The 23,489-nt window shown below is 71.3% G+C and carries 22 protein-coding genes; 4 read left to right on the forward strand and 18 right to left on the reverse strand.

The genetic code is table 11. From position 1 onward, the window contains the following. The first annotated feature begins 64 nt into the window (after positions 1-64). Positions 65-1,618, forward strand: a complete 1,554-nt coding sequence (locus tag AB0H54_RS07175) for a PucR family transcriptional regulator ligand-binding domain-containing protein (protein ID WP_357343431.1) — start codon at positions 65-67, stop codon at positions 1,616-1,618. Here the strand turns inward: AB0H54_RS07175 and AB0H54_RS07180 are convergent. The 3 genes from AB0H54_RS07180 to AB0H54_RS07190 are packed head-to-tail and all read right to left on the reverse strand — an operon-like array spanning position 1,606 to position 4,204. Then, entirely contained in the window at positions 1,606-2,469 is an 864-nt protein-coding gene (locus AB0H54_RS07180; RefSeq protein ID WP_357343433.1) for a polysaccharide deacetylase, read from the reverse strand. The two genes, AB0H54_RS07175 and AB0H54_RS07180, sit on opposite strands and share 13 nt — an antisense overlap. Continuing rightward, positions 2,466-3,581 carry an NADH:flavin oxidoreductase gene (locus tag AB0H54_RS07185; protein WP_357343435.1) on the reverse strand — a complete coding sequence of 372 codons (1,116 nt, stop codon included), beginning with the start codon at positions 3,579-3,581 and terminating at the stop codon, positions 2,466-2,468. Before AB0H54_RS07185 ends, AB0H54_RS07180 begins: the two co-directional genes overlap by 4 nt. Further along, entirely contained in the window at positions 3,578-4,204 is a 627-nt protein-coding gene (locus tag AB0H54_RS07190; protein WP_357343437.1) for an urea carboxylase-associated family protein, read from the reverse strand. The genes AB0H54_RS07185 and AB0H54_RS07190 overlap by 4 nt, the downstream gene beginning before the upstream one ends. A gap of 152 nt (positions 4,205-4,356) precedes the next feature. On the opposite strand from AB0H54_RS07190, the gene AB0H54_RS07195 reads away from it, so the two are divergent. Then, positions 4,357-5,829 (forward strand): amidase family protein, encoded by a 1,473-nt coding sequence (locus AB0H54_RS07195; RefSeq protein ID WP_357343439.1) that lies wholly within the window; start codon positions 4,357-4,359, stop codon positions 5,827-5,829. A gap of 396 nt (positions 5,830-6,225) precedes the next feature. Then, complete coding sequence (locus tag AB0H54_RS07200; protein WP_357343441.1) at positions 6,226-7,518, forward strand: hypothetical protein; 1,293 nt, start codon at positions 6,226-6,228, stop codon at positions 7,516-7,518. A 1-nt stretch (position 7,519) separates the two neighbouring features. On the opposite strand, the gene AB0H54_RS07205 is transcribed toward AB0H54_RS07200, so the two are convergent. The 6 genes from AB0H54_RS07205 to AB0H54_RS07230 all read right to left on the reverse strand — a co-directional run bounded on the left by AB0H54_RS07205 (position 7,520) and on the right by AB0H54_RS07230 (position 13,178). Beyond that, on the reverse strand, positions 7,520-9,037 hold the full coding sequence (locus tag AB0H54_RS07205; protein ID WP_357343443.1) for a class I adenylate-forming enzyme family protein: 1,518 nt from the start codon (positions 9,035-9,037) through the stop codon (positions 7,520-7,522). Further along, entirely contained in the window at positions 9,034-9,789 is a 756-nt protein-coding gene (locus tag AB0H54_RS07210) for a glycosyltransferase family 2 protein (RefSeq protein ID WP_357343445.1), read from the reverse strand. The genes AB0H54_RS07205 and AB0H54_RS07210 overlap by 4 nt, the downstream gene beginning before the upstream one ends. Next, the gene (locus AB0H54_RS07215) at positions 9,786-10,805 is read right to left on the reverse strand and encodes an NAD-dependent epimerase/dehydratase family protein (RefSeq protein ID WP_357343447.1); all 1,020 of its coding nucleotides are present in this window, start codon (positions 10,803-10,805) and stop codon (positions 9,786-9,788) included. The genes AB0H54_RS07210 and AB0H54_RS07215 overlap by 4 nt, the downstream gene beginning before the upstream one ends. A gap of 82 nt (positions 10,806-10,887) precedes the next feature. Then, positions 10,888-11,211, reverse strand: a complete 324-nt coding sequence (locus tag AB0H54_RS07220) for a hypothetical protein (RefSeq protein WP_357343449.1) — start codon at positions 11,209-11,211, stop codon at positions 10,888-10,890. 50 nt (positions 11,212-11,261) lie between these two features. After that, positions 11,262-12,128 carry a hypothetical protein gene (locus tag AB0H54_RS07225; RefSeq protein ID WP_357343451.1) on the reverse strand — a complete coding sequence of 289 codons (867 nt, stop codon included), beginning with the start codon at positions 12,126-12,128 and terminating at the stop codon, positions 11,262-11,264. A 6-nt stretch (positions 12,129-12,134) separates the two neighbouring features. After that, a complete protein-coding gene (locus AB0H54_RS07230; RefSeq protein ID WP_355276105.1) occupies positions 12,135-13,178 on the reverse strand; it encodes a 3-oxoacyl-[acyl-carrier-protein] synthase III C-terminal domain-containing protein in 1,044 nt (347 codons plus the stop codon). A gap of 112 nt (positions 13,179-13,290) precedes the next feature. Between AB0H54_RS07230 and AB0H54_RS07235 the strand changes: the two genes are divergently transcribed. Continuing rightward, entirely contained in the window at positions 13,291-14,502 is a 1,212-nt protein-coding gene (locus tag AB0H54_RS07235; protein WP_357343454.1) for a cytochrome P450, read from the forward strand. Positions 14,503-14,547: 45 nt separating this feature from the next. Here the strand turns inward: AB0H54_RS07235 and AB0H54_RS07240 are convergent, their stop codons facing one another. The 9 genes from AB0H54_RS07240 to AB0H54_RS07280 all read right to left on the reverse strand — a co-directional run bounded on the left by AB0H54_RS07240 (position 14,548) and on the right by AB0H54_RS07280 (position 23,444). After that, positions 14,548-15,261 carry a hypothetical protein gene (locus tag AB0H54_RS07240; protein ID WP_357343456.1) on the reverse strand — a complete coding sequence of 238 codons (714 nt, stop codon included), beginning with the start codon at positions 15,259-15,261 and terminating at the stop codon, positions 14,548-14,550. Positions 15,262-15,472: 211 nt separating this feature from the next. After that, positions 15,473-16,882 carry an FAD-binding oxidoreductase gene (locus tag AB0H54_RS07245; protein WP_357343458.1) on the reverse strand — a complete coding sequence of 470 codons (1,410 nt, stop codon included), beginning with the start codon at positions 16,880-16,882 and terminating at the stop codon, positions 15,473-15,475. Positions 16,883-16,925: 43 nt separating this feature from the next. Further along, on the reverse strand, positions 16,926-17,684 hold the full coding sequence (locus tag AB0H54_RS07250; protein WP_357343460.1) for a nucleotidyl transferase AbiEii/AbiGii toxin family protein: 759 nt from the start codon (positions 17,682-17,684) through the stop codon (positions 16,926-16,928). Beyond that, positions 17,671-18,321, reverse strand: coding sequence for a type IV toxin-antitoxin system AbiEi family antitoxin (locus AB0H54_RS07255; protein WP_357343461.1), 651 nt, complete (start codon positions 18,319-18,321; stop codon positions 17,671-17,673). Before AB0H54_RS07255 ends, AB0H54_RS07250 begins: the two co-directional genes overlap by 14 nt. Positions 18,322-18,442: 121 nt before the next feature. Continuing rightward, a complete protein-coding gene (locus AB0H54_RS07260; protein WP_357343463.1) occupies positions 18,443-19,072 on the reverse strand; it encodes an ATP-binding cassette domain-containing protein in 630 nt (209 codons plus the stop codon). Further along, entirely contained in the window at positions 19,072-20,040 is a 969-nt protein-coding gene (locus AB0H54_RS07265) for an ATP-binding cassette domain-containing protein (RefSeq protein WP_357343465.1), read from the reverse strand. Before AB0H54_RS07265 ends, AB0H54_RS07260 begins: the two co-directional genes overlap by 1 nt. Then, positions 20,037-20,858 (reverse strand): ABC transporter permease, encoded by an 822-nt coding sequence (locus AB0H54_RS07270; RefSeq protein ID WP_357343467.1) that lies wholly within the window; start codon positions 20,856-20,858, stop codon positions 20,037-20,039. Before AB0H54_RS07270 ends, AB0H54_RS07265 begins: the two co-directional genes overlap by 4 nt. Beyond that, positions 20,851-21,804 carry an ABC transporter permease gene (locus AB0H54_RS07275; RefSeq protein WP_357344242.1) on the reverse strand — a complete coding sequence of 318 codons (954 nt, stop codon included), beginning with the start codon at positions 21,802-21,804 and terminating at the stop codon, positions 20,851-20,853. Before AB0H54_RS07275 ends, AB0H54_RS07270 begins: the two co-directional genes overlap by 8 nt. A 35-nt stretch (positions 21,805-21,839) precedes the next feature. After that, entirely contained in the window at positions 21,840-23,444 is a 1,605-nt protein-coding gene (locus AB0H54_RS07280) for an ABC transporter substrate-binding protein (protein WP_357343469.1), read from the reverse strand. Between the last annotated feature and the right edge of the window lie 45 nt (positions 23,445-23,489).

Below are 23,489 nucleotides of genomic sequence, written 5' to 3' on the forward strand. Positions count from 1 at the left end.
GCACGTAGTAACAGCCTGTGAAAGCACTGAGCATCCCGGCCCGATCGGTGGGTAGATTCGCTGGGTGTTGACCATCAGCCGACTGGTCGCCGATCCCGCGCTCGGCCTGCGGATCGTGACGCCGGAACTCACCGATCGCCTGGCCGCCGAGATCCGCTGGCTGCACACCACCGAGCTGCCCGACCCGTCGCCCTACGTGCGCCCCGGCGAGCTGGTGCTGACCAACGGGCTGTGGCAGCCGCACGTGCCCGCGGCGCGCTTCGTCGACGCGCTGGCCGGGGCGGGTGCGGCCGGTCTGGTCTTCGGGCTGACCGCGCAGACTTCGGTGCTGCCCGCGGAGCTCGTCGACCTGTGCCGCGAGCGCGACCTGCCCCTGATCGAGCTGTGTATCGGGGTGCCGTTCGCTGCGCTCACCCGCGCCGCCGCAGGCATCCAGAACGAAGTCCTGCAGGCCGAGCTGACCGCCACGGTGCGCCGGGGCGACGCGCTGGCCACCGCCCTGTCGCGGGGCAGCGGTGCGGCGGGCGTCCTCGAAATCCTGCGTGGCGAGACGGAATTGCCGCTGCTGGTGGTCGATCGGCGGGGCCGCTGCCTGGCCGCCATCGGCTGTGAGCCGACCGCAGAGCAGATCCGCGCGGCCGCCGCCGCGCTCACCCGCACGCCGCCGCCACTCGAGGTGAACCTGCTCGGATCGGGACCGTCGGCGCTCTACCTCGTCGAGGGCGCGATGGGCGAGATCGACGCCGGGCTCTACTGCCTGGAACCGGCGGCGACGCTGACCGCCGCCGATCGGGAGGCCCTCGACCAGGCGGCGCGGTTCCTGAGCCTCGAGGTCGCCAAACAGCAAGCGGTGCAAGCGATCGAAGCCCGCTTCGCCGCCGAGCTGCTCGAGATGATCCTGTCCGGCCCCGGTCGCGACGACGAGGTGCGCAGGCGATTGCGGGCCTACGGCGTGCCGTCGGACGGACCGCTGGCGGTCTTCGCGCTGGCCGGTGAGGACGTGTCGCTCGACGACATCGCCGACGCGGCGGGCACCGTGTTCGCCACGCACGGCATCCCGGTGTTCACCGCCGCGGGCAGCCGCGATGTGGTGGCGGTGTGCCCGTGGCCGGGCGCCGCCGACGAGCCGGCCCGCTTCGCCGCCGAGCTCTCCGGCGAGGTCGCCCGTCGCGCGGCGGCCGCCCGCGTCGTCATCGGCGTCGGCGACATCGCCGCCACCGCGGCGGGGCTGCGCGAGCCGCTGGTCCGGGCGCGGGAGGTCTGCCAGGTGCTGCGCGCGCAGACCGGTCCGGACACCGCGACCTTCGCCGACATCGCCACCCACCGGATGCTGCTCGGCCTGCTCGATGCCCGGGTGCTGGAGCGCTTCGCCGGTCAGGTTCTCGGCGCACTGCGCGCGCACGACGCCCGCGCGCGCACCGAACTGGAGCACACCCTGCGCGTCTTCCTCGTCAACGACGGCCAGTGGGGCGTGACGGCGGCGGCGCTGCACGTGCACGTCAACACCCTGCGCAACCGGATGGCCAGGATCACGGAGCTGACCGGCCGCGATGTGCACCGGCTCGCCGACACCGTCGACCTGTTCCTGGCGTTCGCGGCCGACCCTCAGCCGGGATAGACCGCCGGATCCACGTCGTAGGTGGGCAGCGGCCGTACCGGCGTCGCGGCGTCGGCGCTGGCCCAGGCCGCCACGTCCCGGCAGCGCGCGAACGTCACGTCCCCGCAGTCCTGCGCGTAGCGGATCAGGGTGCGCAGGGCCAGCATCCGGCCCGGCCGCCCGGTGAGGAAGGGGTGCATGCACACGTTGAACAGGCATCGGTAGTGCCGCATCCCGTCCAGTTCGGCCCGCCACATCCGCTCGACCTTGTCCGGCGACTCGATGACCGACCCGATCCGCGGCTCCGGCAGATACGCGTACTGCTCCCAGTCGTCGAGCGACCAGTGCACCGGCAGTTCCACCACCGGCGCGGGCGCGCCCGGCACCAGGTACGGCCGGTCGTCACCCATCAGCGAGGAGTCGTAGGTCAGCCCGTATTCGGCCACCAGCGTGAGGGTTTCGCGGCTGGCGCTCCACATCGCCGCGCGATGCCCGGTGATCTCGATGCCCTGGGCCGCGAAGACCTCCAGTGCCCGAACGAAATCCGCGCGCTCGGCGCCCGGCGGCAGCGAGGTGGGCGCCCGATGGCTGTAGGAGTGGTGGGCGACCTCGTGGCCGCGATCGACGATCGCGGCGGCCAGTCCAGGACGCCGCTCCGCCACCCAGCCGGGCACGAAGAACGTCGCCGGCACGGCCAGCTCGTCGAGCAGGTCGAGGATCCGTGGCACGCCGACATCGGGTCCGTAGGACTGGTGCGACATCACCATCGGGTGCTCGGCGTAGCGCCCGCCCTCGGCGAGGATCGGCGTTTCCGCGTCGACGTCGAAGGTCAGGGTCGCGACGGCGGCCGCGCCACGGGTCCACGACGTCATCGGCGTGCGCGCCAGGCCGCCGCGGTGTCCAGGTTCGCCATGGGGTGCAGCATCTCACGGTCGAAGGGGTCGAGCGGACGCCCGGTCTCGACCCGGCGCGGCAGGTCGGGGTTGGCGAGCGCGCCCGTGCCGAGCGAGAGCAGATCGGCGTGCCCGCCGGTGAGGACGTCGGCGGCCTGGGGCAGCGCGTGCATGCCGCCGTTGGCGATCACCGGTTTACCGGTCACCTCGCGGGCGAGCTGGGTGATCGTCGAGCCGTCGGCCAGGCGCGCGGTCTCCAGGAAATTCCGGCCCTCGCTGGCGATGTGCAGGTAGCTCGCCTCGGCCAGCGCGCCGAAGATCACCCGCGCGTCGTCCGCGCCGCCGGGCCAGCGGTAGGTGAAGTCGTTGACCTTCGTCTGCGACAGCCGCACGCCGACCGGCAGTTCGCCCACCGCCGCGCGGACCGCGTCCAGCACGCGCACGTGCAGCCGGACCCGGTCGCGCACCGGGCCGCCGTACTCGTCGGTGCGCAGATTGGTGTAGCCGGTGAGGAATTGGTCGAGCAGGTAGCCGTTGGCCCCGTGGATCTCGACGCCGTCGAACCCGGCGGCCTTCGCGTTCGCGGCCGCGGCGGCGAAACCGGCGATCACCTCGTCGATATCGCGGGCGGTCATCTCCCTCGGCGCGCTCCACGGGCCGCCGACACCGCCGTAGTCGGCCATCATCCGTCCCGGCGGCGCGACCGCCGACGGCCCGATCGTCCCGTTGCCGTAGGAGTTGCCCTGGGAGATGGCACCGGCGTGCATCAGCTGGGCGACGATCGGCACGCCCTCGGCGTGCACCGCGTCCACCACCGTCCGCCACCCGGCGACGTGCGCGTCGGTGACCAGGCCGGGCTGACCGTGGTAGCCCTGGCTGTACGTGGCGTCGGGGTAGATGCCCTCGGTGGTGATCAGACCGAAGCCGCCCGCGGCGAATTCGCGGTAGTACCCGGCCATCCGGGCGGTCGGGGTGCCGTCGGGGGTCGCCGAGATCCGGGTCATCGGGGCCACGGTGAAGCGGTTGCGCAGGCGCAGGGCGCCGAGATCGAACGGGGCGAGGGCGGGATGGGCGAGGTCGGTGGTGGTCATCGGTTCTTCTCCTCGGTGGTCAGGACGGTCAGGGACAGCGGGCTCGGGCCAGCCCCGTTGATGACGTTGTGGTCCTGCGGGCAGGACGAGACGACGACGAGACACGGCATCTCGGCGCGCAGGGTGATCGCGTCGCCGGGCCGGGTCGGGGCGGCCAGCCAGGACAGCGCGCCGTCGGCGGCGACGGGGATCCGCATGAACACGTTGATCGGCTGCGGGATGTGCGACGGCGCCGGATGTCCCCGCTCGGCCAGCGCCCGGATCAGGTTCTCCGCACAGCTGGCGTGGCCCGGATCGCCGTATGCCGCATAGCGTTCCGGGTCGCAGGCGGCGATCAGCATGTCGTGGTCGCCGGGGGAGGTGTCGGCGAGGTAGGTGAGGATCGGGCGGCGCCGGTTGGTCACGAACGCCTCGCCCAGCGCCGGGAACAGGCGGCTGGTGTGGGTGCGGGTGTGCGCGGCGCTGTGCTGCTCGGTGAGGTCGTCGGCGTGGTAGGCGAAGACGTCACCGACCTGGCCACCGGCGACATCGGTGATCCTCAGGCGGTCGCCGGTCCGCAGCAGTACCGACCTGGCCTGCCTGGCCGGCACCAGCACCGGCTCGGGGTAGCTCGTCGTTGTCATGCCGTTCAGTCAACCGGTGGGCGGACCCCGGGTGCTATAGAGATATCACCACTGTCTTGCGATTCGAATGGATGTTTCGCCATGCCCTGGGTGGTTGCGGTCGCGATAGCGTGCGGTGGTCCGTTCCATCGATGCCGAGGAGTACCGCGCCCATGGCCACCGCTCTCGTCACGGCCCGTGCCGTCGCCACCGGCGAAACCACCGCGACAGCCGTGACCGAAGCCGCGATCGATCGTGTGCGCCAGCCTGATTCGGCCGCGATCCTGGTGACGGTCACCGGTGAGCGCGCCCGCCTCCAGGCCGCAGCGAGTGATCGCCGGGCCGCGCGTGGGCTCCGGCGCAGTGCTCTCGACGGTGTGCCGATCGTGTGGAAGGACCTGTTCGACGTCCAGGGCACCGTCACGACGTGCGGTTCGGCCAGCCACCAGCACGACGAACCCGCCGCCGTCGACAGCCTGCTCGTACGCCGGGCGCACGACCGCGGCCTGATCACCGTCGGCAAGACCACCCTGAGCGAGTTCGCCTTCTCCGGCCTCGGCATCAACACCCGGTTCGGTACCCCCGCCAACCCCCTGGCCCCCGACATGATCCCCGGCGGATCGTCCGCCGGATCAGCCGTCGCCGTCGCGCGCGGACTGGTTCCCCTCGCGGTCGGCACCGACACCTCCGGCTCCGTCCGCATTCCCGCCGCCCTCTGCGGCATCGTCGGATTCCGCGCCAGCCCAGGACGATACGGCCCGCACGACTTCGCCCCGCTGTCGCCGACTCTCGACAGCATCGGCCTCTTCGCCACCACCGTCACCGACATCGCGGCCCTCGACGAACTACTGCTTCCGCTTGGTATTACGGCATCCGCCGGGCCCGCGCAGTTGGCCGGGCCGGTGTCGCACGCTGGGGCGGCATCACCCGGCGGGCAGTGGTTCGAGGGCCGGACGCCGGACCCGGCGCGGTGCGCCGGACAGCCGGTCGGCGGGCTCGGCACGACCGGCGGGGTCGACGCCGCGCGCTCGCTGCCGCCACGATTCGTCGTGCCGACCGGCGAATGGACCGAGGACTTCGCGCCACCGATCGCCGACGACTTCGCCCGCACCGTCGCCCGGTTGCGCGCGGCGGGTGCGACCGTGATGGTGCGCGGATTTTCTTCCCTCGGCGCGGCCCAGCGACTGCTGGACGACCACGGCACGATCGTCGGCGCCGAGGCCTATCGCCTGCACAGCCACCGGCTGCGCTCGACGATGCCGATCGAGCCCGCGACCCGCCGCCGTCTCGAAGGCAATACCGGCACGGCGACCACGATCGCCCCGGTGTACGCCGCGCTGCCCGGCCTGCGCGCCGAGTTCGCCGCCGAGCTGGGCGGTGCGACGCTGCTCTGCCCGCCGATCCGCCACCTGCCGCCACGGATCCCCGACCTGCTCGCCGACCAGGACACCTACGACACCGCCAACGCGGCGCTCCTGCGCACCACGATGCTGCTCAGCTACCTCGGCACCTGCGGGATCAGCCTGCCCACCGCACTCGGGCGCCCCGGCCGTGCCGCGCTGCTGTCCAAGCCCGCCGGTGCGGACAGCGCACTGCTCACCGACGCCACCTGGACCGAGCGAGTCCTGCAACCCGCATCGGCCTGAACGAACGCCGAGATCGGGACAGCGGTCAGTGATCGCGCCTGCCCGGTGAACGGCACACGACGCCCGACCGTGCATCGCTCGACCGCCATCGGCTCGGCTGCCGCACCTGCTTGCGTTTGCGGTGCCAGCTCGGCAGGGCCTGGTCACACCATGGGGGCCGCGGTGGTCGCAGCCGCGTTGTGTGGCGGCCCAGTCGAACTGTTGCGCAACGAGATCGCAGGGCAGCCGTCGCTCCGCGTAAGCAGCCGGTGGCAGCGGGGTCGATCGCGGGCCGGGCTCTCCGGCACACCGGGAATCGCGTGATTCGCGCCCCGGCCGAGCTGCGGCCGTACTCTCGAACGAGTGCGTGTGGAACGTGGCGCACACGGGTCCGGGTGAGGTGTGGAGGAGGACGGCGTGAGGGTGCGCGACGGCGAGATCGATCGTCCGCTGTCGCCGTCGGAGCGCTGGTTCTGGCTGGTCGATCAGCTGTCCCCGGCCAATTGCGTGGTCCGGCTGCGGGTGCGTGGGCCGATCGGCGCGTATCGCCTGGAGGAGGCGGCGACCGCGGTGGTCGCCGAATACCCGCTGCTGCGGGTGGTTGTCGCGCCGGGACCTCGGTTCGTGCCCGCCGCCGACCCACATCTGCCGGTCCTGCACCGCATCGTCGACGATCCGGACGAGTGGCACGCCGTCTTCGACGAGCAGCTCGTCACCCCGGTCGACCTCGCGACCGCGCCGGGCAGACTCATCGATCTGGCGTGGCGCCCCGGCACTTCCGACGAACTGCACGACCTGATCCTGGTCTTCTCGCACGTGCTGATCGACGGCCGTTCGATGGCCGCCCTCGGTTCGCGCCTGCTCGCCGTCGCCTTCGGCGCCGCCGCGCCCGACACCGTCCGGACCCCGATCCCGGCCGCCGACGACCTGATCCCGCCCGCGCACACCGGCCTGCTCCGGTGCCTGCGCACCAACCTCGCCGGCCAGCTCACCGCGACCTTCCGGCGCGCCGTCGGCATCCCCGGCACCCCGCCGCCGTTGCCCGCCCGCCGCACCCGCACCGTGCTCCGCACCGTCGAGGGCGACGAGCTCGCCGCGCTCCGCACCCGCTGCCAGCGCGCGGGCGTCACCGTCAACGCCGCGCTGGCCGCCGCCCTCGCCCAGGCGCTGGGCGCACTGAACCGTCCCCGTGGCTCCGGCATCGCCGCGATCGGCATCCCGGTCGACCTGCGCTCCCGCCTGGCGCCACCACCCGCCGACGACGAGCCGGGCATGTTCACCGCCGTGGTCCCCACGTTCGTGCCCTTCGGCCCGGCCGACTCCCTCTGGGACGCCGCGCGGGCCGCCGGATCCCAACTGACCCACCGCCTCGACCGGCACGCCGACCTCGGCGCCCTGGCCGCCATCCGCTACGGCTGCCCGCGCTCCCTCGAATCCGGCAGGCGCGCGGTCGAACTCGTCGACCGCCGCGCCCCCTGGAACGTCACCCTGAGCAACCTCGGCCGCCTCACCACCCCCGAAACCCCCGAGCCCCTCCCGATCACGGCCCTCACCGTCGCGGGCACCAACTCCTGCGCCAGCGCCCTCACCGTCGCCGTCGCCACCCTGGACACCACGATGTCGATCACCTTCTGCTACGTCGACACCCTGCTCCCACGCCCCACCATCGAATCCCTCGCCGACGCCACCCACACCGCCCTGACCCGCTGAGCTAGCCCAGGTGGGCGCGCAGCTGGTCGCGGAGGGTGGCGCGGTCGGGTTTGTTGGTGCGGCCGCTGACCGGGATCTTGTCGACGATGACGATGTCGTCGGGGACGGCGGTGGTGTCGATGAGGTGGGGGAGGCGGGTGCGGAGCAGGGTCGCGATGTCGCCGGCGCCGGGGTCGGGGACGACGGCGAGGACGATGCGTTCGTCGCCGATCTCGTCGGGCAGGCCGACCATGATCGCCTCGCGTACCCCGGCGATCGCGGTGATCACCGGTTCGTACAGGCCGGGGTAGATATTGGTCTTGCCGCGGATCATCATGTCCTTCTTGCGGCCGGTGAGCACGAGCTGCTCGCCGTCCCAGCGGGCCAGATCACCGGTGGGGACCTCGGTCAGCGGCTCGGCGCCGAGGTAGCCGCGGCACAGGTTCGGTCCGGCCAGGACGAGTTCGCCGTCCGCGGCGATGCGCGCCCGCACCCCGGGGACGGGCGCGCCGAGCAGGTCGCCCTCGTGCGCGAGCTTGGCCACATCGTTGGTGACGGCGACCGGCAGGATCTCGGTCATACCGTAGATCGCCAGGAACTCGGTGCTGGGCAACGACTTCCGCGCCCGCCGCAGCAGCGCCGAGGTGACGGGCGCCCCACCGAGGGCGACCTGGCGCAGGTACGTGGGCGCGGTGATCGCACCGGCCTCGAGCGCGTCGAGCGCGGCGGCCAGGTCGGCGGGGGTGTAGAAGGCGTGCGTGGCGCTGCGCAAGCCGTGGGTGAAGCGCACCGGATCGATGTGGGTGCCGAACCGCGGATACGGCGGCATCGCCCAGCGCGCGCCCGCCATCAGCGCGGGCAGCCCCATCATCAGCTGCTCGGTGTGCAGGAACGCGCCGGGGGCCAGGCTGGTCCGGCCGCCCATCGCGGCCAGCCCCGCACCGAGCGAAGCACGGGTGTGCACAACGGCTTTCGGGTCGTCGGTGGTCCCGGAGGTGAACACGATCAAGGCCGCCGCGTCGGGATCGGCGGGTACCGTCGACGACCCGGCCGCCTTACCGGTGAAGCGGCGCAGGGGAATCGAGCCCGCGGGCACGCCGGGCAGCCACGCGCCACTGTGGATGTGCCGCACCTCCAGCGCGCCGAAGCGCGGCAGGCTCAGCCCGCGCTTGCGCCCGAATCCCGCGAGTGGCCCGCTCACCGCGTACAGCAGCGATTCGGTGGCCGCCCAGGTGGGTTCGACCAGCGCCACCCGCTGGGCGAACAGGTCGGGACCGATGCCGGGGTCGACGAACACGATCGTGCCACCCGCCGCGATCACCCCGAAGATCAAGGTCACCGAGGCCACGCTCGGGCGGATCGAGAACAGCATCCGATCGCCGGGCGCGAACCCGGCGGCCCCCAGATTGGCCGCGACCCGGTCGATGGTGTCGACGAGCTCGCGATAGGTCAGCGCGCGCTGCCCGACCGTGCCCAGCGCCGAGGCGTCGGGAATGCGATCGGCCTGCATCGCCAGGTGGGCGAGGAAATCGGCGGTCATCGGATATCGACGATCTCGGGCCGGTAGCGGTGATCGGCGTACCAGGCCAGCGTCTTGCGGATACCCCACGCCCGCACCCGCCGGTTCGAGCCGTACACCCGGACATCACGGCGCAGGCCGTAGTCGGTGGTGATCGTGCGCACCGCGTTGACCAGGGCCCGGTCCTCGTGCAGGTCCTCGATCGCGGTGCGCGGGAATCCTCCTGCGGCCGTGTACAACTCGGCGGTGATCGCCATATTGCACCCGGGCGTCATCACGTACGGGCCGAGATATTTCGGATCGCGATTGCCCGAGCGCACCTTGCCGAAGGCCGAGGCCACCTCCAGCGCGACCCGGATGATCGTGCGGTCGCGCCAGGAGACTCCTTCGTCGGTCCGGGGGATCAGCTGCCCGCTGATCAGCCGCAACCCCGCGTCGAACCCGGCGTTGATCCGCTCGATCCAGTCCGGCGCGGGCAGGCAGTCGGCGTCGGTCCGGGCCAGCCGCGTCGCGCCCTGGGCGATCGCGTACCGCATGCCGGTATCGGCGGCGGCCCCGGTGCCCTTCTGCGCTTCGCTGATCACCTCGATGACGGGCACCGGATGCGCGGCGGCGAAGGTCCGCACGATGCCGGCGGTGCCGTCGCTGGAATCGTTGTCGACCACGACCACCCGGAAATCGGTATCGCGTTGCGCGGCAATGGCGTTCAGGGTCGCGCCGATCCCGCGCGCCTCGTCGAAAGCGGGGATCACCACCCACAGGCCGCCGCTCACCGGTCGGCCACCAGCCGGTCGAGCCCGCCGATCTCGGTGACCCACGCGTGGAAGCGATCCAGCCCCTCCGCGAACGGCACGGTGGGCCGGTAACCGAGTTCGCGTTCGGCGCGGGTGAGGTCGTAGGTCGCCGACCGGGTGACCAGCGCGACCGCGTAGCGCGACAGCGGCGGCGTCCACCGCTGCGCGACCGCCGGAATCCGCCACACCGTCTCGATCGCCGCGAGCGCCCCACCGAGTACCGGCGCCGGCACGACGACACTCGGCGGGGTCAGCCCGAATCGCCGCGCCACCGCGGCCATCGTCGGCCACACCGCCACCGGCTCGGCATCGGCGACGAAATAGGCACGCCCGCCGATCTTCTCGGCCTCGAGCGCCAGCTCCACGGCCCGCACCAGATGGTCGATGTAGCACAGCGACGCGCGCACCTCGCGGCCGCCGGACAGGTCGGGCAGGCGGCCCGCCCGCAACTTCGCCAGGATCTGCACGATCGGACCGCGGCGGTCGCCCGGCCCCCAGACGGCCCGTGGCCGCAGCGAGCACGTCGTGAACGTCGGTGTATCGGCCGCCAGCACCAGCTGTTCGGCCACCGCCTTGGTCTCGCAGTAGCTGTTCAGGAAGCGGGCCGGATACGGGGTCGTCTCGTCGATCCCCAGCTGATCGCCGCCGTCGGGCGCCATCAGCGCGCTGGGACTGCCGATGAAGACGAACCGTTCGGCACCCGCGGCGGCGGCCTCCTGCATCAGCCGGTCCGTCCCGGCGACATTCACCGCGAAGAACTCCGCCGGGCGTCCGAACTCGCCGAGCAGGGCCGCGGCGTGCACGACGGCCCGCACCCCGGTGACCGCGCGGGCCAGTGCCGCCGTGTCCGCGAGATCGGCCACCGCCACCTCGGCGCCCGCCGGGGCGCTCGACGGCTCGCGCACCATCGCCCTGACCGGCACGCCACGCGCCAGCAGCGCGCGCACGATCGCCCCGCCGACGAACCCGCTCGCCCCCGTCACCAGCACAGTCATCGCGTCACCCTACGGCGCGGACGCGGCGGGCCCGCCGGGACGCACCGGTCCCGGTGGTCGTTCGCCGCTGTCCACGCCGGGCTCACCGAGTGGCCTCGCCCAGCGTCTTCCACCAGGTCGCACCGAGCAGCATCGTCATCGCGGCGGCCCGGCCCGGCCCGATTCCGTGCTCGGCCGCCACCTTGCGCGCGGCCGGGATCTGGGCGAGGTGCGCGCCGACGCTGAGCGCCAGGTCGATCCAGAACGCCAGCTTCGCCAGCCGGGACCGGAACGGCCGCACGATCCCGAGGACCACGTAGGCCCAGCCGAGCACCGGGACCGTCCGCAGGGCGAACACGGTCGCCTTGCTCGGGGCCTGCGCCGTCGTCGCGCGATGGCGCGCCTGAGTCTGCTGCGGTGCGGTCACCGTCCACCTCTCCTTGTTTCCGTTCGCTGTCGACACGGCGTGCGTGGTCATCACCGCACCCCGGGCCCACGGTAGGTCACGGCCGCGGCGGTCGGCCCGCCGTCGGCGGCGACGAACAGCAGCGGCCGGTCGACGAGCCCGGCGTCCCGCGCCGCCACGTAGGCGGCGGTGAGCGCGGAGGTGTGCGCGTCACCGGCGAAGTCGTCGGTGATCACGGTGCCGATGCCGAGTTCGGCGGCCAGCTCGGCGGCGAACTCGGGGGTCGGCCTGCCGCACACCAGGACCACCCGCGCGGCGTCGAGATCGTCGGCCGCCAGGGCTTCCCGCGCCGCGATCGCCGCGTGCTCGACGAGTTCGGCGGTGCCGGTGCCGAGTTCGACGGTCAGGGCCGAACGCCCGGTCGCGCCCATCGCCGACAGCGTCACGTAGCCCTGCGGATCGGGCAGCGCGTCACCGGCGCTCACGTGCACACCGCCGAAACCGACAGCGGCGGAAGAGTTCTCGAGCACGAGCGCCGCGCCGACCGGCTCGAACGGGAAGTCCGCGTCCGCTCGCATCGACGGATGCGCGTCACCGGAGACGACGACCACGTGTCCGGTGGGCAGGTCGGCCAGCAGCGAGGTGGCCACGCCGACAGCGTTGACCAGGCCGCACGCGCCGTTCATCAGGTCGAACGACAGGCAGGGCACGTCACCGGGCCGGTACTCCAGGCCGATGCCGGCCGCCTGCTGGATGAGCGCGGCCACTGCCGGTTCGACGAGGTTCGCGTCGCGGTAGACCCCGACATTGATCAGCGCGTCGACCTGTTCCGGCGGACACCCGGCCGCGGTCAGCGCGGCCCCCGCGGCGGCGGCCGCCTGACCCACCGAGCTGACGCCACCGGTCTGTGTGACGGCCGAAGAAATGATGATTCCCATACTGTCCTATACCCGCAGATCGCCGATTGTCACCGACAAGAACCCGGCGACCACCCCGGACGCGGCGGGCACCAGCAGCACCTTGGACCCCGGGGCGATCAGGCCCTGCCGCAGCGCGTCGTGCAGCACCACGAAGTGCGAGGTCGACGCGGTGTTGCCGTAGCGGTCCAGCACGGCCAGCTTCGGCGGCATCGGGGAGTCGAACTCGCGCTCGGCGATCTTGTCGATCAATTCCACCGCGGGACCGCTGAATTGGTGATGGATCAGGTAGTCGTAGCCCTCGGCGGCGAAGTCGGAGCCACGGGCGGCGAGGAATTCGCGCTGCCGCGAGGTCCACAGCAGGTACCTGGACTCGTTGTGCATCGCGCGATTGTCGGTGTAGAGCGCGACGCCGGGACCCTGGTCGCTCGGCATGCCGAGACACAGTTTCGCGAAGGCGGCGCTGGTGTTGAGCTCCACGTAGTCCAGGCCGGGGCCGTCGGTGGCGTCGAGGACCACGGCCGCGCCCGCGTCGCCGACGGTGAGCGAGGCGAACTGCGGGTCGTACTTCTGCGCGATCTCGCGCACCGCGGTGTCGGAGATCGGGGTGATGCACTCGCCGGAGACCACCAGGCCCCTGCGGACCGCACCGGAGCGAATCATCCGGTCCAGCAACAGGACTCCGGTCATCATCCCCGCGCACGCGTTGGACACGTCGAAGTGGATCGCCCGGTGCGCGCCGAGCTCGGAGCGCAGCATCAGCGCGAAGGACGGCTCGAGGCAGAAGTCCTCGCCGCGGGTGCGGGTGATCGAGCAGGAGATGATCACATCCAGCTCGGCGGCCGCGTACCGGGAATTCGCCAGTGCCTCGCGCGCGGCGGCGAGGGCGATGCTGAACGAATCCTCCGGCCTGCCCTCGGCGTCGACGCCGCGCACCCGCCGCGCCGCCACCCCGCTGACCTTCTCCAGATCCAGCGGCGCGTCGATGGCCAGCTTGCTCATCAGCTCGGCCGTGGTCACCTCGCGGGCGGGCAGATACGCGCCGACGGCCTCGATTGTGGATTTCACCATGTGCTTGTTCACTTCCGAATATCGCGCGATGCATCGTCCTCCATCAACGCATCTCGCCGATCCTAGTCACAGACCTTCACTATTCGGTCACGCTCAACTAGATTGTGCCGGGGTGTGGAGTGCTGCCCGACGCCATGAACTCACCCTACTCGCCGCAGGTCAGCCCTGGTTGCCCGGCGTGCTGCTGCTGGGCCGGATCGCGCGCCCGATCCGCAAGGTCCCCAAACTCGGCTGGTTCGTTGCCGATCCGCTGGTCGCGCGCCAGATCTACAACGACAGCACGCACTTCAGCATCGTCTCCGAGGGCGCCGCCGGGCACTGGTGGGCGCAGGTCATCGGCGACTGGGTCGAGGACCTGTTCGAAGGGCCAGGCCACACCGAGCTGCGGACCAAGGTGCGCGACCTGTTCACCCTCACCCACACCGATGCGCTCGTGCAGCGCGTCATCGGTCCTGACCTGCGGGATCTGCGCGATCGGCTGGCCGGGGGCGAGACCGTCGACATCGCCGCGCGCGCCCAGATCCTGGTCGGGCGCAGTGTGTCCGACCTGGTCGGGATGCGTCCGGAGGACATCGCCGCGGCGATCGGCGGCGACCCCACCGACGACCTGGACGCGCTGTTCCTGCGGCTGTTCCACCACGTCGAGGAGCTGGTCAACCTCGGTTTCGGCACCATGGCCTCGACCACGCTCGACCCCGTCGCGGTGGCCCGCGCGAAGGAGCTGGCCGGGCAGCTCGCTGTCAATGTCCCTTCCGCCTACGCGCGCGCCGACCCCGACACCACGCTGGGGCGCTGCCGCGAACTCGGTCTCGACGTCGAGCACGCGGCCGGGCTGGCCATCCTGATGGCCGTGGCGGGCACCGACACCCTGGCCAGCGCGATGACCAGGATGGTCGCGATCATGCACGACACCGGCGAGCACCGGGCCCTGCTCGCCGCGCCCGAGCGGCTGCCCGACGCGGTGCGTGAGACGCTGCGGGTGACCAGTCCGGCCTATCTGGTCGGGCGCTCGGTCACCGCCGACGTGCGGGTCGCGGACCGTGACTTGCGGGCCGGGGAGCACGTGAAGATCCTGACCTGGACCATCAACAACGCGGTCGGCGACTTCAGCGTGCACCGCGACTACGTGCCCGAGACCCGCCAGCTCTGGTTCGGCGGCGGGCGCCATCTGTGCCTGGGCGCCCAGCTCGTCCACTCCGAGCTGACCGCGTTGCTCGAGGCGCTCACCGCGGCGGGCAGGCCGTGGGAGATCGTCGAGCGCCGCTACCGGCGCAAGGTCTTCATCCCCACCTACGAGACGCTGCGTATCCGGCTCACGGACTGACGACAGCACGAAGGCCCCGTCCGGTGGACGGGGCCTTCGCGGGTACTACTGGTTTTCCGGCGCGTTGATCCGGTTGTGGAAGCCGATGCCGATCGCGATCGCGGCGGGCACGCCGGTGATCACCAGACCGGCGGCGGCGCCCAGCGGGATGCCGACCGCGCCACCGGCCAGGCAGCCGGCGACACCGGTCGCGCCGCCGAGGGCGAGGACCGGGATGCCGAGGAGCACGCCGCCCGCGGCGCCGAGCGCGCAGCCCGCGACGCCACCGACGAGGGTGCCGACCAGGGTGCCGATGGCGGTGACGATGCCGAACTGGGTGGCGGCGGCACTCACGGCGTCGTCGAAGGCGTCCTGCCGGACGACGTCCTTGAGCAGGGTCGACGGCCGGGCGGAGGCGGCCTCGGTGCGCGGGGTGAGCACGGCGCGGGTGCCGTCGATGGCGGCGTCGATCGGGTACTCGAGGTCGTTGAGCGTGTACGCGAGCGGGAACCCGACCACGACGTTGCCCTGCTCGTCGCGGACCTGGAACTGGCCGTTCTCGCTGGCCAGCGAGCCCGCGTCGGTCTCGACGACGACCGAGTCGCCCTCGATGCCGGTCTTCCAGTTGATGCCGGGCAGCACCTGGTTCACGCCCTGGCTCACCCCGTCGAGGAAGGCGGGGACGGGCGCCGGGGCGGGCGCGGCGTGCGAGGTGCCGGTGGCGATACCGAGCGCGGCGATGACAAGTGCGGAGGTTGCGGCAACCTTGCGGATCTTCATGAATGCAGTCTTTCCCTCAATGGCAATGCTCCCGGAGGAGCGCAGGCCCTCGATCGAGCACCCATGAACAAGTGTCCAACTCAATGTTGCTGAGATGTAACTTAAAATGTCATAAGAACCCAAAACGGACAGTGATCTGCGTCATCGTCCACGAATGCCGTTTGCCGAGTGGAACTTTCATTCGGGATTTGTCATCGTGATCTGGAACACGTCATTGTCGGACGTGCTGCACCGCCGCCGGAACGAGCTGGAGCCGCCGCGAGAGATCGGAGGCGAAGACCTGCTCGGGATCGGCCAGGTCGCGCACCCGCCGCCATTCGGCCAGGCGGGGATACATCGCCGCGATCGTCTCCGGCGCGGTCCGTGAGTCCTTGGCGAAGTACAGCCGCCCGCCCGCGACCAGCACCCGTTCGTCGAGCTCGCGGCAGAACCGGTCGAGACCGGCGGCGATGGGGAAGTCCAAGCTCAGCATGTATCCGGGGTGCGGCCAGGACAGCGGCGCCGGGTTGCTCGGACCCATCCGCTTGAACACGTTGAGGAACGAGTGGTGCCCCGACTCGGCGATGGCCTGCACCGCACGGGCGAGCTGCTGCTCGGCGCCGAACGGCATCGAGAACTGGTACTGCAGGAAGCCGCGCCTGCCGTAGGCGCGATTCCATTCGCCGAGCAGATCCAGCGGGTGATAGAACTGCGTCAGATTCTGGATCCGGCCGCGCGCCCGCCGCGGGAACATGCGATGCGCCGCCTCGGCCGCGATGCGCGTCGTGACACTGTTGACCATCCCGTTCGGAAAGATATCGGGCACGGTGAACAATTGCGGTGCATCGAAATTCAGGGGTTTGCTGCGGAGTTTCACCGGCAGCTGGTCCAGCGTCGCAAGCGAACCACGGCTGAAACCGGCGCGGCCGAGTTTCGCGCCGGTGGAAATGGTGTCCGGTACCGACATCGAATAGTCGTAGCCGTCGTCGGATCCGCCGGTCAGCAGCGCCATCGTCTCGTCGAGATCGCGGGTGCGGTCGTTGTCGACGAAGAAGTACGCGGTCTCGGTGTGCTTCAACCGGATTCGCGCCCCGGTGACGATGCCGGTCAGCCCCATGCCGCCGACGGTGGCCCAGAACAGCTCGGACCCGGGACCCGTCGGTGTCAGCGTCCGCACCGAACCGTCGGCGGTGAGCAGGTCCAGCGACACCACGTGATTGCCGAAGCTGCCCTGCGAATGATGGTTCTTGCCATGGATATCCGACCCGATGGCCCCGCCGACCGTCACCTGCCTGGTGCCGGGCAGCACCGGCACCCAGAGTCCGTGCGGCAGCGCGCGCCGCATCAGGGTGTCGAGGCTGACCCCGGCGTCGACGTCGACGATCCCGCTGTCGGGATCGATGCTGTGGATACGGTCCAGGGCGGTCATGTCGACGACCAGCCCGCCGCCGTTCTGCGCCGGATCGCCGTAACTACGGCCCAGTCCGCGGGCGATCACCCCGCGCGGGCCCGCCGTGCGCACCCGCTCGGCGATCACGCCGAGATCAGCTGTGCGCAATACCTCGGCGACGGTCGGCGCGGTGCGTCCCCACCCACTCAGACTGCGCCGCTCGGTCTCGGAATTCCCCTGCGTGAAAGTCACGGGAGCACACGCTAAGCCGCGTTGCTGAGGACAGCCTGAGGCTTCAAGGTCGACTATCCGTGATGCGTGCCCATGCATCCCGGACTGACGACAGTGCGGTCTCGGCGCTTGTCTGTAGTCGAGTCTGTCCGGCCAGCTGCGAGTTCCAGTCACGCTCGTCCGGCGCTCGATCGAACAGTTGCCGGGCTGGGAGGCGGTTGGTCGGACCATGCCTTAGGTACAACCGTCCCGCGACACTGTCGATCGCGCCGATTTTGTTCAACGCCCAGAGATCCCACAGGTCGCGTGGTGCGCGCCGGTCATGCCATGTCGTGGTCTTTCCCGCGACGAAAGCGGGCAATGTGGGCACGAGCAGTTCAACAGACGGTGCGTCGGCGTACCGCTGTTCGAGCCCGCGGAGTTCAGTGGGCCACGCTGGTCTGCCACGTGCGGACAGCAACTGAATCTTGACAGACACGCCGGATCCGGAGCGAAGGTGCGCGGCTCCGGTATCCGGGATATCGCTCAATGATGGTTCCCACTCCAGTCGGCCGTGGCTCCGTGCGACCGATCGCGGCAACGCGGCATCGAGTTCAGCTGCCAGTGCCGCACGGTTGTCGAGTGCGACCAGGTCGATATCTTCGCTGAGCCTTCCACTCACCAGGTGTGTACGAGCAAGTGCGGTACCGCCGATGAAGTGCAACCGGTCGCCGAACCTGCTGCCGATTGCCGCAAGCAGATAGGAGATGAGGTGGTCACGCTCGACCTGCTCTGGCGCGACTCCGAATTGGGCTGCGACACTGTCACGCTCATCGCTCTTCATTCCCCACCCAGCTTTCCACCTCTCGAAGTTTCGCGAGCCGATGTTGGTTCCCGGCTAGTTGCTCGAGCCGTGCCGGATCGCTCCGGCGGTAGAGCGTCTTGATCGCCGGAAGGACCTCCCCCTCGGCGTTGCCCAATTCCGGACGCCGGGCAAGGTCGAGCACTGTCTGCTCCGGTGTCGTGACCAGTACCGGGCCCAGTGGGGTTTCAGCGCGCTCCGCGTCGAGAGCATCGGTATCGCGGCGGACGAAACGGACTTGCGCGGCGCGGTCGGTCAGTGTGATCGGCCGGTGCTGGCGCGGTACCGCGACAATCGCGGTCGCCAGCGCGCGCGGGAGGGCTCCGAGAACGCGAGCCGCGCTGATTCCCATCAACACGGCGTGGTCCGGCCCGTAAATCGACGACGCGATACCTGCGGCCACGGCCTCCAGGCCAGGCAGCCAGGGGCGGCCGATATGGTCCGGCGGGACGATGACGTAGTAGCCGTGTGCAACGCGGTGCAGCGCACCCCGATCAACGAGTCGGGCGATCTCGGGCCGCGGTTGGGCGTACACGTTGGCCAGATCCTGCGGGCGCAGGGTTCGCAGGGGTGCCCGCCAGAGCTCGGTGGGCAGCAGGATGCTGCGGTGTTCCGTCATCGAGCCACCTCCACATGGTGTGCATATAGTTGGCCCTTACCCAACAAAATGCATACTACCTTTGTGGTGGCCTGCCCGTGGTACACACGCTGAGCCGCGTTGCTGAGGACAGCCTGAGGCTTCAGGGTGGGGTCAGGGTGCCGTTGGCGACGGTGGTGACGCGGGTGCAGGTGGCGGTGAGGAGGGCGTGGTCGTGGCTGATCAGGAGGACGCCGAGGTCGTCGGTGGCTTTCGTCATGATCAGGCGGAGGATGGTGGCGGTGGTGGCGGCGTCGAGCATCGCGGTGGCCTCGTCGAGGACGAGGTAGCGGGGGCGCTGGAGGAGGGCGCGGGCCACGCAGGCGCGTTGCAGCTGGCCGTCGCTGAGGGCGTGCGGGCGGCGGTCGAGCAGGTCGGGGGTGAGGCCGACCTCGGCGGCGACGGCGGTGAGGTCGGGTGCCGGGGCGCGGCGGATCGTGGCCGGTTCGGCGATGATTCGGGCCAGGGTGAACTGGGGATTGGTGGCGGCGCGCGGTGACTGGAAGACCATCGCGATCGCGCCGCGCCGGGCACGCGGCGGTGCGCCGTCGAGGGTGACCGTGCCCGCGCTCGGCGGGAGCAGCCCGGCCATGGTCTTGGCCAGGGTGGTCTTGCCCGAGCCGGAATCGCCGGTGATCCCGACGATCTCGCCAGGTCCGACCCGCAGGTCGACCCCGCGGACCACGGGGGCGTCGGATCGGTAGCCCACGGTCAGGGCGTCGGCGACAAGCATCAGGTCCTCGGTCGACGGATCATGCGCAGGCCCTCGCGAACCAGCTCGGTGGGTCCGCCCGCGTACGGGCAGATCTCGGTCAGGTTGGTCAGCGCGAGCGGCGGATGCGGCAGCGGACGCAGCCCGCGTTCGGGCAGGGCGGCGAGCAGATCGCCGGTGTAGTCGTGCCAGGGATCGTCGAGGACCTGCCGCGCGGGCCCGACCTCCATCAGGCGCGAGGCGAACATGATCGCGATGGTGTCGGCGATGCCCGCGCGCAGCAGATGTCCCAGATCGTGGGTGATGAGCAGGACCGCGGCGCCCTGATCGGCGCAGTCGCGTAGCAACTGCCCGATCTGATCGGTGCGCGCCCGGTCGAGCCCGGAGGTCGGCTCGTCGGCGACGATCACCTCCGGGTCACCGGCCAGCGCGGCGGCCACCGCCGCGCGTTGGGCCATCCCGCCCGACAGTTCGTGCGCGTACAGCTCGAGCGCCGAGGACGGGAGCCCGGCGCGGTCGGCCAGATCGGCGGGGGTGTGATCGGTGCCGAGCGCGGCGATCGTCTCGGCGAGCTGCGAGCCGATGGTGCGCACCGGGGTGAAATGCGTGCTCGGCGACTGGGGGATCAGCGCGACATGGCGGCCGCGGTAGGAGCGCGGGCGGGGGCGAACGCGCCGGAAGGTCCGGCGGGACGGGGCCGCGCCGAGCGGGGCGTGCGATGCCCGGCCTCCGGTTCGGGGATCGTCGTCGATCAGGTCGATGGTCCGTCCACCCAGCTCGAGCCGAACCGACCCGGTGGTGACCGCTTCCGGCGGCAGCACACCGAGGACGGCGCTCGCGACGATCGACTTCCCGCACCCGGACTCGCCGGCCAGCGCGGTCACGGTGCCCGCGGCGACCGTCAGCGACACACCGGTGGCGGCGTGCACGATGTCGTTGCCGCGCAGGGGAATCCGGACGGTGAGCGCGTCGATCGACAATCCGGTCATCGGGGCATCCTCGACGGTCTCGGTGGGAGCAGCACCCCGCGCAGCGCCGACCCGGCCACGGCGACCGCGACCGTGGTCAGCACGAGGAACCCGGCCGGGAAGACCAGCGTCCACCAGCCGCCGAGCAGCAGCGAGGTCCGCGCTTCCTCGAGCAAGGTACCGAGACTCGGTTCGTGCGGGGGCAGCCCGAATCCGAGGAACGACAGCGTCGACTCGTGCCAGATCGCGTGCGGCAGCAGCAGAACCACCGCGATGAGCGCCTGCGGCGCGACAGCGGGCAGCAGATGCCGCAGCAGCAGATGGCTGCGGCCCGCCCCGGCGAGCACCGCCGCCGCGATGTACTCGCGTTCGCGCAGACTCAGGCTCTCCGCGCGCACGATCCGCGCGACCTGCACCCAGTGGGTGAGCCCGATCGACAACACCACCGCCACCGCGTTGCCGCGGAACAGTGCCACGATCACGATGCCGAGCAGCAGATGCGGCAGCGCGTTCGCGGTGTCGGCCAGCCGCATCACCACCCGATCGACCCGGCCGCCCGCCAATGCCGCGACCGCGCCGACGGCGACACCGAGCACCGTCGACACGGCGGCGGCGCACGCCGCGACCAGCAGCGAGGTCCGCAGCGCCGCCGCGATCCGGACGAACAGCGAACGCCCGGCCGCGTCGGTGCCGAACCACCACCGCGCCGACGGCGCCTGCCGCGCGGCGGCGAAATCGGTGAGCCGGTCGTCGATCCCCGCCACCCACGGCACCAGCACCGCGTACAGCACCACCGCGGCCAGGACGCCCAGCGCGAGGGTCAGCCGCCGCTCAGCCATCGGCCCGCACCCGCGGATCGAGCGCGACGACGGCGATGTCGGCGAGCAGTGACCCGAGCATGACCGCGCCAGTCGTGCCGACGGTCAGGATCGCCAGCAGCGCCATGTCCAGGTCCTTCGCCGACTGTACGAAGGCGCCGGCGACACCGGGCCAGGAGAAGATCTCCTCGACCAGCACCGCGCCGACCACGACCTCCGGCAGCCGCACCCCGAGAATGGTCACGAACGGGGCCAACGAGGTCGGCAGGATGTGCCTGCGGGCGATGGTCGTGGCATCGATGCCCCTGGTCACCGCGCCCACCACGAAATCCTCACTCCGGTTGGCCGACACCGATTCCCGCACGGCCAGCAGCAGCCACGGCACCTGGGACAGCGCGAGCGCGGAGGCGGGCAGCACGAGGTGCCGCGCCACCTGGGCGACGTCGACGTCGGCGCCCGCGTCGGTCAGCCCGGCGGGCGGCAGCCAGCCGAGGCCGACCGCGAAGAGCCCGATCGCCGCCAGCGACACCACGAACGGCGGCAGTCCCTGCATGACCACGCACGCGGCGGCGATCGTCCGGTCGACCACCCCGCCGCGCCGCATGCCCGCCCAGACGCCCGCGCCGAGCGCGATCGCCACGGCCACGCTCATCGCGACGACCACCAGCAGCACGGTCCACGGAATGCGTTGGGCGAGCAGGGTACTCACCGGCTGCGCGAAGCCGCGCGAGACACCGAGATCGCCACCGATCAGGTCGGCGACCCAGCGCAGGTAGAGCTGATACCAGGGGGCGTCCGTGCCGAGCTGATGGGCGAGCAGGGCCCGGTCGGCGGCGCTGGTCGACTCGTAGCGCGCGCCGAGATAGCCGACCAGCGGGTCGAACGGCGAGATCGCCGCCGCCGCGAACAGCCCGGCCGACACCGCCGCGAGCACCGGAACCAGGGCCGCCAGCCGACGGCCCGCCATGGCGCCGATGCCGCGTCCGCGGAATCGGCCGCGGGTCACGGCCGGGTCCAGGTCTGCAACGACCACCACGGGCCCCAGGTCACGCCGTGGGTGTGCGGTTCGAGGATCGGGCCGGAGGTGGTCCAACCCGAGTCCTTCACCACGTAGGCGTGATCCAGGTGCACCAGGAACACGTGGCTCGGGTTCTGGCCGTAGCGGCTCTGCACGTCGTGGTAGGCGGTCGCCCTGACCGCGGGATCGGTACTGCGCCTCGCCTGTTCGAGCAGCGCGTCGATCGCCGGGTCGGCGTGCCTGCTCGCGTTGTCGTACGGGCTGCCCGCGCTCGGGTCGGCCGCGGGCGAGTGCAGGGTGGCGTAGGCCTGGGTATCGGGATCGTAGGGCTCGCTGCCGCCGCCGAGCAGGATGCCCGCCGTGTCGATGCGCGGCTCGATCCGGTCCCAGGACAGCGCCTCCAGATCGACCTCGACGCCGACCCGCTTGGCATCGGAGACGAAGGCCAGCGCGAGATCGCGGCGCAGGGTGTCGGTGGAGTTGTACATCACCGTGAACTTCGCGCGCACACCGTCTTTCGCGCGGATGCCGTCGGGCCCGGCTCGCCAGCCCGCGTCGTCGAGGATGCGTTCGGCGCGGGTCCGGTCGAACGCGAAGGTCACCGCCGGGTTGTGGGAATCGCCGTAGACCTCGGGAATCGGGGTGTAGGCGGGGCGGCCGTACCCGCCGAGGATGTTGTCGATCATGGCCTGGCGATCGACCGCGTGGTTGAGCGCCAGGCGCACGGCCGGATCACCGGCCACCGGATCGCCCGCGGGCATCGAGACGCCGCGCCAATCGGCGGACGTGTTGGACCGCACCGCCATCGACGGCCGCTCGGCGAACGTCTTCGCCAGCAGCGGTGGCAGCGTGGTGCCGTCGAGTTCACCACTGGCCATCCGCTGCGCCCTGGTGTTGTCGTCGGGGACGTAGAGCAGCGTCAGGCGTTTCACCGCGGGTGCGCCGCCCCAGTAGTCCTCGTTCGCCTCGAAGACCGCGCGGGTCGATTCCAGGCTGGTGAGCCGGTACGGGCCGGTACCGATGGGCGCGGAATTGAGCGCGGACGCCGTCGCCGGGCCCGGAGTCGCGACGGACTCCGCCGGAACGATGCCGATGAGCAGCTTCGTCGCGAACGCGGCGTAGGAGTGACGCAGGGTGAACCGGACCGAGGCCGGGTCGACGGCCTCGACCCGCTCGATCATCGAGAACGACGAGCGCGCCTCCGAGGCCGAGGCCGGGTCCAGGATCGCCCGATAGGTGGCGACCACGTCGTCGGCGTCGAACGCGGAGCCGTCGCTGAACCGCACGCCGGTGCGCAGCGGCGCGGTCCACACCGTGGCATCGGCGTTCGGGGTGGGCAGGGCGGTGGCCAGCGCGGGGGCGAATCCCGACAGCCCCGCGCCGCCGGTCAACCGCAGCAGGCCGTCGTACATCTTGGCCTCACCGGCCGCGCCGTACCCGGCGACGGGGTTGTATCCGCCCAGCTCATAGGCATCGGCGAGGACCAGCGAGTCGGTCGACCCGCTCGTCGGCGCGCCACACGAGGACAGCGACACGGCCAGCGCGCACGCGACCCCCACAGCGAACAGCGACCGAGCGCGGAGCCTCATCCATCATCCCAACTCATGTTTATCTGAACAGATGGACAGATGATA

It is taken from the genome of Nocardia sp. NPDC050718, assembly GCF_040654235.1.
GTDB lineage: Bacteria > Actinomycetota > Actinomycetes > Mycobacteriales > Mycobacteriaceae > Nocardia.

Excerpts from the sequence above, each read along its gene's own strand:
- AB0H54_RS07240 (WP_357343456.1), bottom strand. The coding sequence starts at position 15,261 with ATGAAGATCCGCAAGGTTGCCGCAACCTCCGCACTTGTCATCGCCGCG.
- AB0H54_RS07230 (WP_355276105.1), bottom strand. The coding sequence starts at position 13,178 with ATGGTGAAATCCACAATCGAGGCCGTCGGCGCGTATCTGCCCGCCCGC.
- AB0H54_RS07250 (WP_357343460.1), bottom strand. The coding sequence starts at position 17,684 with ATGAAGAGCGATGAGCGTGACAGTGTCGCAGCCCAATTCGGAGTCGCG.
- AB0H54_RS07215 (WP_357343447.1), bottom strand. The coding sequence starts at position 10,805 with ATGACTGTGCTGGTGACGGGGGCGAGCGGGTTCGTCGGCGGGGCGATC.
- AB0H54_RS07265 (WP_357343465.1), bottom strand. The coding sequence starts at position 20,040 with ATGACCGGATTGTCGATCGACGCGCTCACCGTCCGGATTCCCCTGCGC.
- AB0H54_RS07225 (WP_357343451.1), bottom strand. The coding sequence starts at position 12,128 with ATGGGAATCATCATTTCTTCGGCCGTCACACAGACCGGTGGCGTCAGC.
- AB0H54_RS07280 (WP_357343469.1), bottom strand. The coding sequence starts at position 23,444 with ATGAGGCTCCGCGCTCGGTCGCTGTTCGCTGTGGGGGTCGCGTGCGCG.
- AB0H54_RS07190 (WP_357343437.1), bottom strand. The coding sequence starts at position 4,204 with ATGACAACGACGAGCTACCCCGAGCCGGTGCTGGTGCCGGCCAGGCAG.
- AB0H54_RS07255 (WP_357343461.1), bottom strand. The coding sequence starts at position 18,321 with ATGACGGAACACCGCAGCATCCTGCTGCCCACCGAGCTCTGGCGGGCA.
- AB0H54_RS07260 (WP_357343463.1), bottom strand. The coding sequence starts at position 19,072 with ATGCTTGTCGCCGACGCCCTGACCGTGGGCTACCGATCCGACGCCCCC.
- AB0H54_RS07275 (WP_357344242.1), bottom strand. The coding sequence starts at position 21,804 with ATGGCGGGCCGTCGGCTGGCGGCCCTGGTTCCGGTGCTCGCGGCGGTG.
- AB0H54_RS07270 (WP_357343467.1), bottom strand. The coding sequence starts at position 20,858 with ATGGCTGAGCGGCGGCTGACCCTCGCGCTGGGCGTCCTGGCCGCGGTG.
- AB0H54_RS07205 (WP_357343443.1), bottom strand. The coding sequence starts at position 9,037 with ATGACCGCCGATTTCCTCGCCCACCTGGCGATGCAGGCCGATCGCATT.
- AB0H54_RS07195 (WP_357343439.1), top strand. The coding sequence starts at position 4,357 with ATGGCCACCGCTCTCGTCACGGCCCGTGCCGTCGCCACCGGCGAAACC.
- AB0H54_RS07185 (WP_357343435.1), bottom strand. The coding sequence starts at position 3,581 with ATGACCACCACCGACCTCGCCCATCCCGCCCTCGCCCCGTTCGATCTC.
- AB0H54_RS07180 (WP_357343433.1), bottom strand. The coding sequence starts at position 2,469 with ATGACGTCGTGGACCCGTGGCGCGGCCGCCGTCGCGACCCTGACCTTC.